The sequence below is a fragment of the Rhizobium sp. USDA 4016 genome, from assembly GCF_056279705.1.
In genome coordinates this window covers 1,128,114-1,143,982 of record NZ_JBWCCY010000004.1, presented here as the reverse complement: position 1 = coordinate 1,143,982, position 15,869 = coordinate 1,128,114, and the positions used below count along the sequence as shown (strand labels likewise).

The window sequence follows — 15,869 nt, the reverse complement described above, 5'->3', positions numbered from 1 at the left end:
ATCGGCCTAAGCCTCAGCCGCGGCCGCGATAGGTCGCGACACCTTGGTCGGGCAGCCACACGCCTTCCGGCGGCTTGCCTGTCTGCCAGAAGACGTCGATCGGAATACCGCCGCGCGGATACCAATAGGCGCCGATCCGTAGCCACTTCGGATCGAGCAGTTCGACGATCCGCTTGGCGATATAGATCGAGCAATCCTCATGGAAGGCGCCGTGGTTGCGGAAGGAATGCAGGAAGAGCTTCAGCGACTTCGACTCCACCAGCCATTCGTTCGGAATGTAATCGATAACGATATGGGCGAAATCCGGCTGGCCGGTCATCGGGCAGAGCGAGGTGAATTCCGGCGCGGTGAAGCGCACCACGTAGTCGGTGCCCGCATGGTTCGACGGCACCCTCTCCAGCACCGCCTCTTCCGGCGACTTGGCTGTTTCGGTCTCTTTCCCCAGCATCGACAGGCTGGAAACATCGGTTTTCGGCATTAGACGTCCTTTACGACTTTGACGCGGATCCCATGGGCCCTTTCGCCCTCGGGCTCGACGTGAATGGCAATGCTGGCGCCCGGATGCACCGCGCGGATGGCATCTTCAAGGCAGTCGCAGATATCGTGCGCCTGCCTTACCGGCATTGCGGCCGGAACCACGAGATGAAAATCGACGAAGGTGACGGACCCCGCCCGGCGGGTCTTCAGGTCGTGAACGCCGATCGAGCCCGCCGCATGCGTGGCGATCGCCTGCTTGATCGCCTCCTCTTCCTCCGGTTCCACCGCCTGGTCCATCAGCCCACCGATCGAATGCGAGATCACCTTCCAGCCCTGATAGAGGATGTTGACGGCAACCAGGATCGCAAGCACCGGGTCGAAGATCGGATAGCCGGTCGCGATCGCCAGAAACAGGCCGATCAGCACGCCGACGGACGTCACGACGTCCGACATGATATGCTGGCCGTCGGCGGCGAGCGCCGCCGAGCGGTGTTTCCGGCCAGTCCGGATCAGCAGCTGCGCCCAGACGGCGTTGATCACGCCCGCCGCGAAATTGATCGCGAGGCCGAGCGCAGGCGCGTCAAGCATGCGCGGCGCCGCCAGATGGCCGATCGCCTCCTTGACGATCAAAAGCGCGGCGACCACGATGAGCGCGCCTTCGGTCACCGCCGAGAGATACTCGGCCTTTTGGTGCCCGAACGGATGGTCGTGATCGGCCGGCTTCTGGGCGTAGCGAATGACGAAATAGGCAATGAAGGCGGCAACGACATTGACGGTCGACTCAAGACCGTCCGAAAGCAGCGCGACCGAGCCGGTGACCCACCACGCTGCCATCTTCAGTCCCATGACACCGAGCGATAGCGGAATGCCCCAAAGCGCCAGCCGCTGAACCGCGAGATTGCCTTGTCCGTCCATATCGATCACCCTGCCAGCCTCAATGCGGATGCGAATGAATTGCAGCATTGGCCCATTCAAACGCAAAACCGCCCGCGCGAAAATCGCGCAGGCGGCCAATGCGGGTGATATGGGGGATTATCGGTATTTTGTCAAATTGGGACGCCCGCGGTATCGATTGACGAAAATTGCATAACACGTTATATAACTGCTGATTGATTGCGGAGGTTTCCTGTGGTTGACGACGTCGTGCGAACCCTCGGTTTTCTGTGCATGGGCAGCCGTTTCCGCCGCATCGGGGAGCGTCTGCAGGCCGATACCCAGCAGATCATCGAAGAATACGGCATCGCCATACAGGCTGCCCAGTATCCCTTTCTCGCAGCACTCGATCGCGCCGGCCCTTTGACGATCGGCGAGCTTGCGCAGGCGGTCGGCATCACGCAGCCGGGTGCCACCCGGACAGTAAGCCAGTTGCTGGAATTGGGCTTGGTCGACATGCAGGCAGCACCCGACGACCAGCGGCGGCGATTGATCTCGCTTTCCCGGAAGGGACAGGAACTCGTCGACTACTCGAAACAATCGGTGTGGCCGCGGATTTCGGCGGCAGTCGCCGATCTTTGCGGCGATCTGAACGGACCGATCCTCGCGCAGCTCGCCGCCATCGAGGACGGTCTTACCGAAGCTGCCCTCGCCCGCCGCGCCGCGAAGGAGGAAACGACATGAGACATATTCTCGACCGTCCGATCTGGAGCGCGCTCGACACCGCGCATGCGAGCCTCGCCGAAGGCAACGAGAGAGCCCGGCGATACCCGCCGTCCATCGTTCCTTTCGCAGCCTCGGCGGATGAGACGCCGGAAAGTCTCGAGGCATTGGAAAACCTCCCGGAAGCCGACGAAACGATGCTGCTTGTCGAAGCCGGCCCGATCGCCATTCCACGAGGGTTGGCTGCTGTTTCCGAGGCTTTAGCCGTCCAGATGATCGCCGAACGGCAGCATGAGAGGATCACGGATTCACGTATACAGCCACTGAGCGAGGCCGACGCCGAGGAGATGCTGGCGCTTGCGACCTTGACCAAGCCCGGTCCATTCACGCGGCGGGCGCAGAGCCTCGGCACCTTCTGGGGGATCAAGGCTGAAGGCAGGCTCATCGCCATGGCCGGCCAGCGGCTGCGGCAGACCGGCTTTGCGGAACTCAGCGGGCTTTGCACGCATCCGCAATTCCAGCGGCGCGGGCTTGGAACGTTGCTCTTTCGTTTTGTCGCCGGCGAGATCGCCGCGCGGGGCGAAACGGCGTATCTGCATGCCTATGCAAACAATACGCCGGCAATCGGACTCTATAGGTCGCTCGGCTTCAGGCTGCGGTCCGACATGAACCTGCGCGTCGTCAAACGCCGAGCATAAACGGCCGATCCATGGCAGCGAACCGGCCGAAGTGCGGGCGTTCGCTCAAGCCGCCTTCGTCTTCGCCCTGCGCGCCAGATGCGCCACCACGTTCTCGATCATCCGCATGCCGGCGTCGCCGCCGAGCGTCATGATTGATTCCGGGTGGAACTGGACGGCGGCGATCGGTTCCTTCGCATGCTCGATGCCCATGATCGTGCCGTCCTCGCTTTCCGCCGTGATGATGAAATCGCGCGGTAGGGTCGAGGGATCGGCGAAGATCGAGTGATAGCGGCCGACCGTCACCTCTCTGGCGAGGCCCGAGAAGACGATGCCCGGCTCCAGCACCCGGATGCGCGACGGCTTGCCGTGCATCGGCAGCGCCAGATGGCGCAACTCGCCGCCATAGGCTTCGGCGAGCGCCTGTAGGCCGAGGCAGACGCCGAAGATCGGCAGGTTACGGGCGCGCGCCCTCTTGATCGTCGCCTTGCAATCGAAATCCTTCGGATTGCCAGGTCCCGGCGACAAGACGACGAGGTCCGGGTTCAGCCGGTCGAAAATCTCCTCCGACACCGGCGTGCGCACGGTCGAAACCGTCGCTCCGGTCTGGCGGAAGTAATTGGCCAGGGTGTGGACGAAGCTGTCTTCATGGTCGATCAAGAGGATGTTGACGCCCTTGCCGACGGCGGCAACGTCGCGCTGGATCTTGCCGGCGTTGCCGGTCTTGGCATCGCGGATGGCAGAAAGCATAGCGGAGGCCTTCAGTTCGGTTTCGGCTTCTTCTTCGTGCGGGTCGGAATCGTTGAGAAGGGTCGCCCCTGCCCTGACTTCGGCGATGCCGTCCTTGATGCGCACGGTGCGCAGCGTCAGCCCGGTGTTCATGTCACCGTTGAAGCCGACCATGCCGATCGCCCCACCATACCACGCGCGCGGGCTCTTCTCATGGCTTTCGATGAAGCGCATCGCCCAGAGCTTCGGCGCACCGGTGACGGTGACGGCCCAGGCATGCGACAGGAAGCCGTCGAAGGCATCCATGTCATCACGCAAACGCCCCTCGATATGGTCCACGGTGTGGATGAGGCGCGAATACATCTCGATCTGCCGGCGGCCGATGACCTTGACCGAACCCGGCTCGCAGACGCGGCTCTTGTCGTTGCGGTCGACGTCCGAGCACATCGTCAGCTCGGATTCGTCCTTCTTGGAGTTGAGCAGCTTCAGTATCTGTTCGCTGTCGGCGATCGGGTCGTCGCCCCGCTTGATCGTGCCGGAGATCGGGCAGGTCTCGATGCGGCGGCCCGAAACGCGCACGAACATTTCCGGCGAGGCGCCGACCAGATATTCCTGGTTTCCGAGGTTGATGAAGAAGGAATAGGGCGACGGATTGATCGCCTTCAACCGCTTGGAAATATCCGAAGGCTTGCTGTCGCAGCGCTCCATGAATTTCTGCCCCGGCACGACCTCGAAGAGATCGCCCTTGCGGAAGCTTTCCTTCGCCTTGACGACGAGTTCGGCATATTCGCCCGGCCGATGATCGCTCTTCGGCGGAATGGCGTCCGTCTGCTTGAAGGGCTCGGGCGCGATCTCGCCCTTCTTGCCCTCCGTAGTCAGGCCGTCTTTGGCGAAATCATAGCGGTCGATCCAGGCCTTGGCGGAATAATTGTCGACGACAAGGATTTCGTCCGGCAGGTAGAGCACCATGTCGCGCTGATCGGAAGGGCGCGTGAGCTTCAGGTTGATCGCATCGAACTGGAAGGCGAGATCGTAGCCGAAGGCGCCATAAAGGCCGAGGCTGGCGTCAGCCTGCGAATAAAAGAGGTCGGTGACCGAGCGCAGAACGGTGAAGACCGTCGGCATCTTCGAGCGTTCTTCTTCGGTGAAAACGCGATCGGGCATCTTCACCTTGAGATCGAGGCGGCGCGCGGTGGCAGCACCAAGCTCCAGCTCGGCAACGGTCTTGAGCCGCTCCGTCACGAAGCCGAGCAGCACTTCGCCGCGCTCGTTATAGGCTTCGATCCAGAGGTCGCGCCCGAAAGAGGAGATGCCGAGCGGCGGATCGACGACGGCCGTGTCCCAGCGTGTGTAACGACCCGGATATTCGTAGTTGGAGGAAAAGACCGCGCCGCGACGCTCATCGAGCTTGTCGACATAGGAGACCACCGCATCGGCATAGGGGATCGCCCTGCGCTGCCGGGTAACGGTAACGCCGCCCCTCGTCTCGTAGATTTCCGCACCATCGTCCCGAAGGATCGTTACCATTGTTCCACTCCGTTATCGGGGCCCGGACGACAGGCGGCCTTAAAAAACAAAAAAAGCCGCCTCGAAGTCTCGGGCGGCTCACTCGTCGTCTTTGAACACGATTGGTCGAGGCCGCCTCAGCGAGCCCACCACCAAACAGCAATGTTCAACGACGGCTTCATGGGAGGATTGTTAGCGTGAGATTGGGGCAAGCGCAAGAGCGGTTTTAAGCGGGTTCGCTTTCGCCGGCTGGCACCAGTTGAAGCGAACCCGCAAAGTCGAACTACCAGTCGAGCTGCTTGCTCAAAGTGATCTTGAACGTGCGCCCCTTGGCGTAATCGTTAGACGTATTTTCCCGATAGTATTGATCGAAGAGATTGTTGACGCTGGCCTGGACCTGCCATCCCTGCATCTCACCGCTCTGCGGCCTCCAGGAGGCGAAGATATCCACGGTCGTCCAATCAGGCGCCGGCACGACGAGATGGTTGGGCGTGGAACCGGAGGATGCAGCCGTTCCGCGGACGCTGTTCTGCGCCTCGAAGGCATGCGTTACGCGGGTGCCATATTCGATGTCGCGCTCGGGAAGCCGGCCGCCCAGAGTGAAGGCGATCTTGTGGGCCGGCACGGTCGGCAGCGGCTTGTTGTAGTTCACCCCATCGCTGCGGTCCTGGCCCTGCGTGCCGGTATAGGCAAGCTTGGCGAAGGCGTAGTCCGATTCGTACGCCCCTTCGACTTCGACGCCATAGATGCGGGCCTTGCCGACATTGTAGAAATAGGAGGACGCGCCCGTGCCCGTGGTAGCGATGAGATTCTCCAGGTCATTGTAAAAGGCGGTCGTCTTGAAACTGATGTTGTCGCCCGCCTGGAATATGTCATCCCGTGTTGCTGTAAAGCCGACTTCGTAGTTGTTGGACTTTTCCTTCTTGAGGTCCAGGCTTGTTCCTTTGCTCCAGGTGTAGAGCTCATCCAACGTCGGCAGACGTTCGGTGTGGGCAATCGATCCAAAAACGCCGAATTCGTCGGTGAGCTTGTAATGCGCGGCAAGCTTGGGCGAGAAAGCCTGATCGTTGACGTCGACGGCATTGCTGAAAGCCGCCGTGGAATCGCCGGGCTCTCTCCAGACGAAGTCGCCGCGAACGCCGCCGATGATGGTCAGCCGCTCGTCATAGATGAATTCGTTCTGCACGAAGAGTCCGACCTTGTTGTCGGTGCCCTCGGGATGTGTGGCGATCGCACCGGGCGTCGGGCTGGTCGCAAGCGGCGAATCCGCGGTGCGGTCCTGATGGCTCAGTTGGGTGCCGTAAGTCAGGTAGTTTACCCAGCTATCGCCGGAGAACTCGGACGTATTCTGGAGATTGGCCTGCCATGTCCGGTAGCCGTAATCGGCATCGATGATGTTCGAAAAACCGCCGAGCGTTCCATCGCTCTGGTCAACCGAAGTATCAGAGTATGAGAGACTGGCCTTGAGGTCGAGCCACGGATTGTCGCTGACGGGATTTTCGTAGCTCAGTACCGCGGTATCATCGATTACATGGCGGTCGACAGTACCGAATGCGGCCTGTGTGCCGGTCTGTGCATAGTCCTGGTCGTTAGCATCGCTGTCCCAATGCTGATAGGACAAGCGCACCGTTTGCTCGTCGCCATCGCCGAAATGGAAAGTCCCTTTGGCAAGACCTGACCACGACTGGAAGTCGGACATTGTCAATATAAACGCTCGGTTTATCTTGAATTCAATTATCAAGTTTTAAGGATGTCCGGGAACGTTGCGAAATTGCAACGAAATCCGCCCTCATGCGTTGCCCCTTTTCCATCGGCAGCCATGGACGGTTGAAGCTTGAAGAACATCGCAATTGCAGCGGCCACCGCAACCCTGATTATCCTCACTGGCGCAAGCCTCCCAGACAAAGGTCCCATCCCGCACAAAAAGCCGCAGATTGCCGGCGAAGCCACAGCACCGGCAGAAACGACGCCAACCCCCGAACGGAGGCCATCAACCGTTAACGATGCACAGAGCACGCCCGCCCCTCAAAACGAGACGCCTTCGGAGGCGGCAAAGCCGCAGGACAAGAAGCCGGAGAAGTTCGGCCCGCCGGCGCCCGGCACGTTGGAAGCTCAGAACCTGACCATCGAAGCGGAAAGCGATGCCGATCACGCGGAATGCGTGAGGCAATTGCAGGCGCTTGGCGCCGTCTTCAAGGATATCCCGCGCATCGATGACGGCCACGGCTGCGGCATCGACAAGCCGATCAGTCTTGTGGAGGTGCTTCCCGGCATCAAGGTGAAGCCGGAAGCGACATTGCGCTGTCCGGCGGCTCTGGCGCTTGCCCGCTGGATGAAGGAGAGCGTCGTTCCAGCCGCCACCGCCGCTGCGAAGGAACAGGGCCGGATCACGGCGGTCAATCAGGCGTCGTCTTACCTCTGTCGCCTGCGCAACGGCGCTGCGAGAGGAAAGATTTCCGAACATGCCCGCGGCAACGCCATCGATATTGCAAGCTTCGGTTTCGAAAAGGGCGATGACATTGCGGTCAAGCCGCGCCGGGAAGATCCCACCCTCACCGGCGCCTTCCAGCGCACAGTCAGCGCCTCCGGCTGCCTCTATTTTTCCACCGTGCTCGACCCCGAAAGCGATAGCGCGCATGAGACGCATTTCCACATGGACGTGCTGCAGCGCAAGGGAGGATTTCGTTATTGCCAATAGCGAGCGTCGCGAGTGCTCCAATATCTAGAGCTGGTTGCCGAGCCGATCGCCGCTTCAGTTGTCCGCACGTCGCGTGCACACATACGGCTTCTTGACGCAGGCAATCTTTGGCGTGGAGCATTCGGCCTTGCCGTCGACCATGGCGCAGATCGAGCACTGGTCGCTGAACTCCAAGCAGCCAGGGGTGTTCTTGATGAAATCCGCCATGCTCTGCTCCTCGGCAGGCGGCGGATCGGCGGCCATTGGACCATTCGCTGCAGACAGCGAAAGGACCGCCACTGCGGTGAAAATAAAGCTTCGCAGCAAATTCAAAACAACCCCTCGATATAACCCTGCTCATTCAGGAATATCCGCTCGGCGGATGGCGATTTCGGTAACCCCGGCATTGTCATGATTTCGCCTGTGATGACGACGACGAACCCGGCGCCTGCCGAAAGCCGAACTTCGCGCACCGGCACGATATGGCCCTCGGGCGCGCCGCGAAGGTTCGGATCTGTCGAAAAGGAATACTGCGTCTTCGCCATGCAGACAGGCAGGTTGCCGTAGCCTTGCTCCTCCCAGACGATGAGCTGATCGCGAACCGCCTTGTCCGCCGTCACCTCGCCGGCGTGATAGATCTTCGAAGCAACGATTTCGATCTTTTCGAACAGCGGCACGCTGTCGGCATAAAGCGGCTCGAATCTCGCCTGGCCGGATTCCGCCAGTTCTACTACCTTGTAGGCGAGATCCTCGATACCAGCCGAGCCTTCCGCCCAGTGGCGGCAGAGGATCGCTTCGGCGCCGTGGCGAGCAACGTATTCCTGGACGGCCGCGATTTCCTTATCCGTGTCCGAAACGAAATGGTTGATCGCGACCACCACCGGAACGCCGAATTTCCGCACATTCGCAAGATGCCGCCCGAGGTTCGAACAACCCTTGACGAGTGCTATGACGTTTTCTGCCGCCAGATCCTCCTTCTTCACGCCACCGTTCATCTTCAGCGCGCGCACCGTGGCAACGATCACCGCCGCATCGGGCTTCAGCCCCGCCTTGCGGCACTTGATGTCGAAGAATTTCTCTGCGCCAAGATCGGCCCCGAACCCCGCCTCGGTCACGACATAATCGCCGAGCTTCAGCGCCGTCTTCGTCGCAATCACCGAGTTGCAGCCATGGGCGATATTCGCGAACGGTCCGCCATGGACGAAAGCCGGATTGTTCTCCAGCGTCTGGACAAGGTTCGGCTGCATCGCGTCTTTCAGGAGCACCGCCATTGCACCGTCCGCCTTCAGATCGCGGGCATAGACTGGCGTCTTGTCGCGGCGATAGCCGATGATGATGTTGCCGAGGCGGGCTTCCAGATCCTTGAGGTCTGTCGCCAGGCAGAGGATCGCCATGACTTCTGAAGCGACGGTGATGTCGAAGCCGTTCTGCCGCGGAAAGCCGTTGGCAACGCCGCCAAGCGAAGACACCATTTCGCGCAGCGCCCGATCGTTCATGTCCATCACGCGGCGCCAGGTCACGCGGCGCAGGTCGATGTCCAGCCCGTTGCCCCAGTAGATATGGTTGTCGATCATCGCGGCGAGCAGGTTGTGCGCGGCGGTGACCGCATGGAAATCGCCGGTGAAATGCAGGTTGATGTCTTCCATTGGGATGACCTGCGCATAGCCGCCGCCGGCAGCACCACCCTTGACGCCAAAGCATGGCCCGAGTGACGCTTCGCGGATGCATACGACGGCTTTCTTGCCGATCCGGTTGAGGCCGTCGCCGAGACCGACGGTGGTCGTCGTCTTGCCTTCGCCCGCCGGTGTCGGGTTGATGGCGGTGACCAGAATCAGCCTGCCATCCTTCTTCCCTGCCTGCGCGGCGATGAACTCCGCGCGGACCTTCGCTTTGTCGTGACCATAAGGCGCGAGATGTTCTGCCGGGATGCCGAGCGTCGCGCCGATCTCGAAAATGGGCTTCTTCGTTGCCGCACGCGCAATTTCGATGTCGGATTTGATGGCCACGCTGGTCTCCCCGGGAGCTTATGCTTCTGCCCCCGGAAACATGCCGCGATCCCCGCGCCGGAAACAAGACCCCGGACGCCGCTTTTTCATTGCCTCCACCACAATCGTACGTCACTCATGGACCCAACTTTCGAGAGCGTTATTCTTTGAAATTTGCGTTAAAGTGCAGACGCTTTCTCCCAAGGAAAACGGGAAAGAATCGTGAATCTCGTCATCTTGCTGCGACGGCACCTGGAACACACCGGACGCCACGGAAATCGGCGTGCCGAGCCCGACCAATGTCGTTAAGCTCCGGTCGGCTCGCTTGGCATTCCCGATGACATGGTGTTTTTCAACCTTGCGTTGCCTCCTACTGTCGCCGCGTTGACAGAGAGCACCTGTTCGAGCGCGAAGTTGCAGATAGTCGGGGCCGCCCCTTGACGCGCGACGTCTTCGATGCCTTCTCGGACGCCGTGAAACGTTCAGACGACGTCATGGAGTGCCACAGGGTCAAAGGCGGCTTCGTTTACGTCAAGGCACGCGCCGCTGGGCATGGAGACCCACCGGCAATTTCTTTCCGAAGTGATTCTGCCGCTGCCGGCGTGCGGAAACCCGCACTGATGCAGTAATAGAAGAAGTAAAGTCGGCCGGACTGCTACCTGTATAATATTAAACACAACCAGAGAGCGTGGCAGTGTGGTTAATTTTTAACAGTATGATTTAATCAGCGTATCCCAAGTCAATTAGGGCTAGCGTGACCGGCAATTAGCGTATTTGATAGCTTAAACATGAAGGCAAGGCGGGGCGCATTATGTCTTACATGACTACCTCCGAAAGGCAGTCACTTTTATCGGCAGAATTGGCATCGGCGCGAACGCGCGCTCTTTTTGTCCAGGCCTTGCACAGGATTGCAGATGCTTTTGGATTTGCCCATTATACGCTGATGAATAAGCCGTCCGCGGAAGACCTTTTTCTCAAACCGCTAGTAATCGAAACCTCGCTGACGGGCACGTATCTCAGAGAATTCGACCGCGCTCATACATTGCGCGCTTTTCCTTTTTCGACAGTGCTCGGAGAGTCCGTCGCCCCGCAAAAATGGAATCTCTCTGACCCCCCAACCTCTGAGATGTTTCGTTGCGAACTTCGCAGCCTGATGCTCCGGCACAAAATGCCGGTCAGCGTCGTTTTGCCGGTCAATGGGGCAGACGGCAAACGGCTGGTTTTCTGGTTCGCAGGCGACCGCGCACCGCTCAGCCAGAGCGAGATGAACGAACTCACGGCGATCGTGCTTCACGCCTTCGACGCCTACAGTGCGGTCAAGCGCAACGAAGACAGCACCTATCACGCGCTTTCCGCCCGCGAGCTCGAAGTCGTTCGCTGGACCGCCCAGGGCAAGACCTCCGTGGAAATCGGCCAGATCCTCGCCCTCTCCGATCATACCGTGAACGCCTACATGACGAACGCCATCAAAAAACTTGATTGCGTGAACCGCACACAGTTGGTTGCAAAGGCTATCCGATTAAAGCTCATCACCTGAACGCGCCTCTTCGATTCGATCAGCCGGGACTCCACAAGAAAGAGCCCGTCGGGCGACCATATCAGCATCAGCGATGCTGAAAGCGTTCGACTTGTTTGCCCCCCCGCCCTTCGGTTACTGGCGCATGGACATCGAGACAGCGCATTTCTTTGGCACCGAAGACGTCCATACCATCTTCGACCTGCCATCCACGCCCGGTGCCGAAAATCTTGTCGACTTGCTTTCACGGCTCCATGAAGAGGACCGCATCCTGATCGCGCAGACCTTCAAGCACGAGAGTCTGCACAAGGTTGGATTTCACCATGCTACAGGGTCGATAACCGGCACGGCGGCTACAAGATGGCGAGATTGATCAGGCGTTTGTGCGGCCACGAGATCGTCGGCCTCACCTACGAATTCGTCGAACCGCTTCGCATTGCGGAGATCGAAGACAATTCGCCTCGGTCCTGACGATCAGCGGTCGAGGACGGAACGCATCTCCACGAGGTTAGACCGGACCCGTAGGATGTAGAAGCCCATTGTCGCCAGATGGCTCGGCATGATCCAGCCGTCCTCGCGGCCATTAGAAATGATCGCCGGCTGGATGCGCAGGGCCGCTTGAAACTGCTTTGTCGTGCCGCTCCAGATGGCGCCAAGATTGCGCTCGGCCACCACCTGCGAAAAGTCCGACTGTGCTGCCGAAAGGATGGCGTAATAGGCATAGAGCTGCCCGTAGGCGAACCAGAAACGGTCATCAGCACGCGTGTCGAACCAGCCGCGATTGTGATTTTCCGAGCGCTCCGCCAGCATGTCGGACGTGCCGCCGAGATCGTTGGCAATGCGGTCGATGAACTGGATGAGGTTGTCCGCACGGCCGTCAAAAACAGCGTTGCAGCTGGCAAGGTCGGTATTGAACTTGCGCAGGCTGCCGATGGCCGAACGATAGTAGCTCGGCGTCGGCGTCTTCGGCCCGAACGGATTGAGCCCGAAATACCAGCTGTATTCGTCGAATTGCAGATTGCCGCGGGCGTTCTGAAGATCGTTGTTGATGCCGGAGGTGCCGCGCACGCGCCCGAGCGTATCGACAAGCTCGGCCGATGTCCGCCTCGCCGCCTGATTGACTCCGCGCTGGAAGGACGCCTTGTTGTCGAGGAACGGCGTATGATCCCAGTCGATGCCGAAAAGCCCGAGCCGGTAGAGCAGCATGGACGATATCCATGCGTTCTGGTTGACGTTGAAGTCGGTCAGATCGGCAGCGACATCGACGATCGCAGAACGCTGGCAGGTCTTGGCCGCAGGTGCTGCACCGCCGGCAACCGGCAGTTCCTGGCCGGCCGGAACCTTGCGCTCCGAAAGACGGTACTGGTCGACGAAGGACGGATTAAAATTCGACCAGACCTGCGTCTGCCAGAAGAAATACGCGTAAAGGATGGCAAGCAGCGCCGCGAGCGCAATGATGGGAATTCGGATCATCCACGTCCGGCGCTGGTACCAGCCATGAGCGGCAAGGAAGGGCCAGAACGCCCAGGCGGCAAGGAGGCTGAACCAGCGGGCGATCGTGCGGCCGATCAGCCTGAAGAAACCGGCGATCCGGTCGAGCATGCCCTTCTCCTAGCAGAACGTCAGAAATTTCTGCTTTCACATATGTGTTTGCTCGATCGAGCACAACATGAAGGAGAGATTTTTAACGGATCGCGCGGGCCAGAAAGGACAGGGATCGCGATTATTGCCTTTAAGACGTCATTAAGAGCGCAGGAAGCGCAGTCTGAACCTCGAAGGCTTTTGCGTCAGGTCGATGATCGGGGCATCGGCCGCGTCGTGGCTTTCGGCAAAAGCCGCGAACTTCCGGGCGAAGGCCGCATCTGCTGCCGCCTTGCGCAGTCCGATTTCCTGCGGAACCAGCATGCCTTTTTCGAAGAGCGAGATCGGCCCGGCGATATGCGGAAACAGCTCCTGCGTTATCTTCCGTTTCGAACCCGGAGCGTCGGCATCCACCTGCGCCTGATAGATGATCAGTCGCTCTTCCGTATCGATCGAAAGCTTGCGGGCCAAGGCGTTGCAAAGACCGATCTGGCTGTTCAACCCGTCGACAAACGCCTGGAACATTGTAATGAAGCGTTCGCGGCGCTGGCTTTCGTGGCGCATCGTCTGCTCTTCTTCGGCGATCTTGTCGGCCTGCGCCTTGAGCGCGCGCCGCTCCTCCTCCATTCGCTCCCATTCGGTCTTGCCGCCGTAAAGGCCGATACGCCCCTGCGTCGTCAGTGCTTTTGCGTTCAGCTCCTTCATGCGCAGCCGCGCAATATCGATGGCATCGACAAGGAGCCGGCGCTGCCCGACAATCGTGACAACGCCGCGCTCAGCCGCCTTGTGGCAGGCAAGCGCGAATTCGCGGTGGCTGCCGACCAATCCCGCAATAATGTTCGATTTCGACAGCAGGTCGAGCAGCCGCTCGATCACGGGGGCCGCGCGCACGCGCTGACTGTGGAGGTGCCACATGCGCTGCCTCGAAAACCAGCCGGTCAGCTTCTCGCGCGCGGTCAGGCCGCGGAAACTGTCCAGATCCGCCGAAACCTCCGCCGTCATGCGGTCGAGGCCGGCCACCATTTCGCCAAGCAGCCCATCGAACTCCAGGCGCGCTGTGGCAAAAGCCTGGAACCGATCGCGCTGCGCCAAAAACGCCTCGTCGTCAGATTGCGCTCCATTGCGCGCAAAGTCCTCGATGAAGGCAGCGCACGCGGCTGCGTCGGCGCGCAGGGTTGAGACAAGCGCATCGGCTGCTTCAAATAGACTGTCGAACGAGGGAGCTTTGCGCACCGGCTTCTCCAGAGAATCTCCGAGCCTAGCCTAGCCGCTCGAAGGCCGAAGCTCAAACCGCCTCGGCGCGCCATTCGCCGTTCATTGCATCGTCCCAATGCCTGCGGCAGAGCGATACATATTTCTCGTTGCCGCCGACTTCGATCTGCGCGCCCTCGCGCGCAACCTCGCCGTCAGCACCGAGCCGCACGACCATTGTCGCCTTGCGGCCGCAATGGCAGATGGTGCGCACCTCGCGCATCTCGTCTGCAATCGCCAGCAGTTCCTCGGAAGCCGGAAACAGCTTGCCCTGGAAGTCGGTGCGAAGCCCGTAGACCATGACCGGTATGTTCAGCCGATCTACCACGCGGGCGAGTTGCCAGACATGCTCGCGCGTCATGAAATTCGCTTCGTCGACGAAGATGCACGCGATCGGGCCGCCCTCGCCGCTCAATTCCTTAATGAGCCCGAAAAGATCGGTATGCCCCTCGAAAGCGATCGCGCTCGCTTCCAGCCCGATGCGCGAACCGATGATACCCTTGCCGGTGCGCTCGTCGAAGGCCGCGATCAAAAGCACGGTGCGCATGCCGCGTTCCTGGTAATTATAGGACGCCTGCAGCAGCATGGTCGATTTGCCGGCGTTCATGGTAGAGTAGTTGAAATAGAGTTTTGCCATCGTTTTCTCCGCATTTTGCTTCTTGAAAGCTCGAATCGGCAAAGAAAAGACCGCAGAATCGATAATCACAGGAAATCCGGAGGCAAAAATCGTAAAATGCCCGGGAAACCGGCCGTGTCATGAAAAATGCGACACGTCGCATTCGGGGTAGCCAATGCGGCGCAAACACACTGAGGTCGCTTGTAAATGTCCGCTATTGATGCTTGGCTTGGGAACCAAAGACTGGGAGTCTAAAATGAAAACAACAAGCGCATTCAAACTGACCACCGCCACTGCAGTTGCCGCACTTTCCATCGCAACCGCATCATTTGCCGCAGAAACCCGAAAGTTGCTCGACCGTCCGTTTCTCGGACGTAGGCTGGACGGACATTACCGCAACCACCGCCGCCGCCGCGGTCGTTCTGGAGAGCCTCGGCTACGAGCCGGACGTCAAGGTCCTCTCCGTACCGGTCACCTATCAGTCGCTGAAGAACAAGGACATCGATGTGTTCCTCGGCAACTGGATGCCGGCACAACAGAAGGACGTCCAACCTTATCTCGACGACAAGTCGGTTGAATCCATCGGAGCCAATCTCGAAGGTGCCAAGTACACGCTTGCCACCAACGCCAAGGGCGCCGAACTGGGCATCAAGGACTTCAGCGACATCGGCAAGCACAAGGACGCCCTTGACGGCAAGATCTACGGGATCGAACCGGGCAACGACGGCAACCGCCTTGTCATGACCCTGATCGAGAAGAACGAGATGGGAATGGGCGGACTTGAAGTCGTCGAGTCCTCCGAACAGGGTATGCTGGCGCAGGTTGCCCGCGCCGAAAAGGACGGTAAGCCGGTCGTATTCCTCGGTTGGGCACCTCATCCGATGAACGAGAACTTCAAGATGACCTACCTGACGGGTGGCGACACCACCTTCGGCCCCAACTTCGGCGGCGCGACGGTCTACACCAACACCCGCGCAGGCTTCGTCACCGAATGCCCGAACGTCGGCAAGTTCGTGTCCAACTTGAAGTTTAGCTTGGAGATGGAAAACCAGATCATGGGCAAGATCCTCAATGATGGTGAGGATCCGCAGGTCGCGGCAACCGAATGGCTGAAGGCGAATCCGACGGCAGTCGAGCCATGGCTCGCCGGCGTCACGACCAAGGACGGCAAGGACGCCGCCGCGGCCGTCAAGTCCGGCCTCGGCCTCTGAATCTGATGAACGGGGCGGCCCACGCGCCGCCCCTTTTTGTTTCATCC

13 protein-coding genes and 2 pseudogenes are annotated in these 15,869 nt (G+C 60.0%); 6 read left to right on the top strand and 9 right to left on the bottom strand.

Features of this window, described 5'->3' with window-relative positions; all coding sequences use genetic code 11:
* Nucleotides 1–13: 13 nt before the first annotated feature.
* On the bottom strand, nt 14–478 hold the full coding sequence (gene queF / locus ACZ9DP_RS20755; RefSeq protein WP_074069075.1) for a preQ(1) synthase: 465 nt from the start codon (nt 476–478) through the stop codon (nt 14–16).
* Nucleotides 478–1,392 carry a CDF family cation efflux transporter EmfA gene (emfA, locus tag ACZ9DP_RS20750; RefSeq protein WP_476205431.1) on the bottom strand — a complete coding sequence of 305 codons (915 nt, stop codon included), beginning with the start codon at nt 1,390–1,392 and terminating at the stop codon, nt 478–480. Before emfA ends, queF begins: the two co-directional genes overlap by 1 nt.
* 213 nt (nt 1,393–1,605) lie before the next feature.
* Here emfA and ACZ9DP_RS20745 point away from each other — a divergent pair, with 213 nt between their 5' ends.
* The gene (locus tag ACZ9DP_RS20745) at nt 1,606–2,094 is read left to right on the top strand and encodes a MarR family winged helix-turn-helix transcriptional regulator (RefSeq protein ID WP_074069076.1); all 489 of its coding nucleotides are present in this window, start codon (nt 1,606–1,608) and stop codon (nt 2,092–2,094) included.
* Nucleotides 2,091–2,771: a GNAT family N-acetyltransferase gene (locus ACZ9DP_RS20740; protein WP_476203439.1), complete on the top strand. Its 681-nt coding sequence runs from the start codon at nt 2,091–2,093 to the stop codon at nt 2,769–2,771. Before ACZ9DP_RS20745 ends, ACZ9DP_RS20740 begins: the two co-directional genes overlap by 4 nt.
* A gap of 45 nt (nt 2,772–2,816) precedes the next feature.
* Here the strand turns inward: ACZ9DP_RS20740 and ACZ9DP_RS20735 are convergent, their stop codons facing one another.
* The gene (locus ACZ9DP_RS20735; protein WP_476203438.1) at nt 2,817–5,006 is read right to left on the bottom strand and encodes an anthranilate synthase; all 2,190 of its coding nucleotides are present in this window, start codon (nt 5,004–5,006) and stop codon (nt 2,817–2,819) included.
* A 262-nt stretch (nt 5,007–5,268) separates the two neighbouring features.
* On the bottom strand, nt 5,269–6,684 hold the full coding sequence (locus tag ACZ9DP_RS20730) for a TonB-dependent receptor domain-containing protein (protein WP_476205430.1): 1,416 nt from the start codon (nt 6,682–6,684) through the stop codon (nt 5,269–5,271).
* A gap of 135 nt (nt 6,685–6,819) precedes the next feature.
* Here ACZ9DP_RS20730 and ACZ9DP_RS20725 point away from each other — a divergent pair, with 135 nt between their 5' ends.
* Complete coding sequence (locus ACZ9DP_RS20725) at nt 6,820–7,683, top strand: extensin-like domain-containing protein (RefSeq protein ID WP_476203437.1); 864 nt, start codon at nt 6,820–6,822, stop codon at nt 7,681–7,683.
* A 54-nt stretch (nt 7,684–7,737) separates the two neighbouring features.
* Here the strand turns inward: ACZ9DP_RS20725 and ACZ9DP_RS20720 are convergent, their stop codons facing one another.
* Complete coding sequence (locus tag ACZ9DP_RS20720; protein WP_476203436.1) at nt 7,738–7,926, bottom strand: hypothetical protein; 189 nt, start codon at nt 7,924–7,926, stop codon at nt 7,738–7,740.
* A 65-nt stretch (nt 7,927–7,991) separates the two neighbouring features.
* The gene (locus ACZ9DP_RS20715) at nt 7,992–9,668 is read right to left on the bottom strand and encodes a formate--tetrahydrofolate ligase (RefSeq protein WP_476203435.1); all 1,677 of its coding nucleotides are present in this window, start codon (nt 9,666–9,668) and stop codon (nt 7,992–7,994) included.
* Nucleotides 9,669–10,458: 790 nt separating this feature from the next.
* Here ACZ9DP_RS20715 and ACZ9DP_RS20710 point away from each other — a divergent pair.
* Complete coding sequence (locus tag ACZ9DP_RS20710) at nt 10,459–11,184, top strand: helix-turn-helix transcriptional regulator (protein ID WP_476203434.1); 726 nt, start codon at nt 10,459–10,461, stop codon at nt 11,182–11,184.
* Nucleotides 11,181–11,634: pseudogene (locus ACZ9DP_RS20705) on the top strand (PAS domain-containing protein). Before ACZ9DP_RS20710 ends, ACZ9DP_RS20705 begins: the two are co-directional and overlap by 4 nt.
* 3 nt (nt 11,635–11,637) lie before the next feature.
* Here ACZ9DP_RS20705 and ACZ9DP_RS20700 read toward each other — a convergent pair.
* The 3 genes from ACZ9DP_RS20700 to ACZ9DP_RS20690 all read right to left on the bottom strand — a co-directional run bounded on the left by ACZ9DP_RS20700 (nt 11,638) and on the right by ACZ9DP_RS20690 (nt 14,632).
* Nucleotides 11,638–12,765, bottom strand: a complete 1,128-nt coding sequence (locus ACZ9DP_RS20700; RefSeq protein WP_476203433.1) for a DUF2333 family protein — start codon at nt 12,763–12,765, stop codon at nt 11,638–11,640.
* A 141-nt stretch (nt 12,766–12,906) separates the two neighbouring features.
* A complete protein-coding gene (locus ACZ9DP_RS20695; protein ID WP_194727612.1) occupies nt 12,907–13,977 on the bottom strand; it encodes a hypothetical protein in 1,071 nt (356 codons plus the stop codon).
* A 52-nt stretch (nt 13,978–14,029) separates the two neighbouring features.
* On the bottom strand, nt 14,030–14,632 hold the full coding sequence (locus tag ACZ9DP_RS20690) for a thymidine kinase (protein WP_074069085.1): 603 nt from the start codon (nt 14,630–14,632) through the stop codon (nt 14,030–14,032).
* 235 nt (nt 14,633–14,867) lie between these two features.
* Here ACZ9DP_RS20690 and ACZ9DP_RS20685 point away from each other — a divergent pair.
* A pseudogene (locus ACZ9DP_RS20685) lies at nt 14,868–15,822 on the top strand (choline ABC transporter substrate-binding protein).
* The last annotated feature ends 47 nt before the right edge of the window (nt 15,823–15,869 follow it).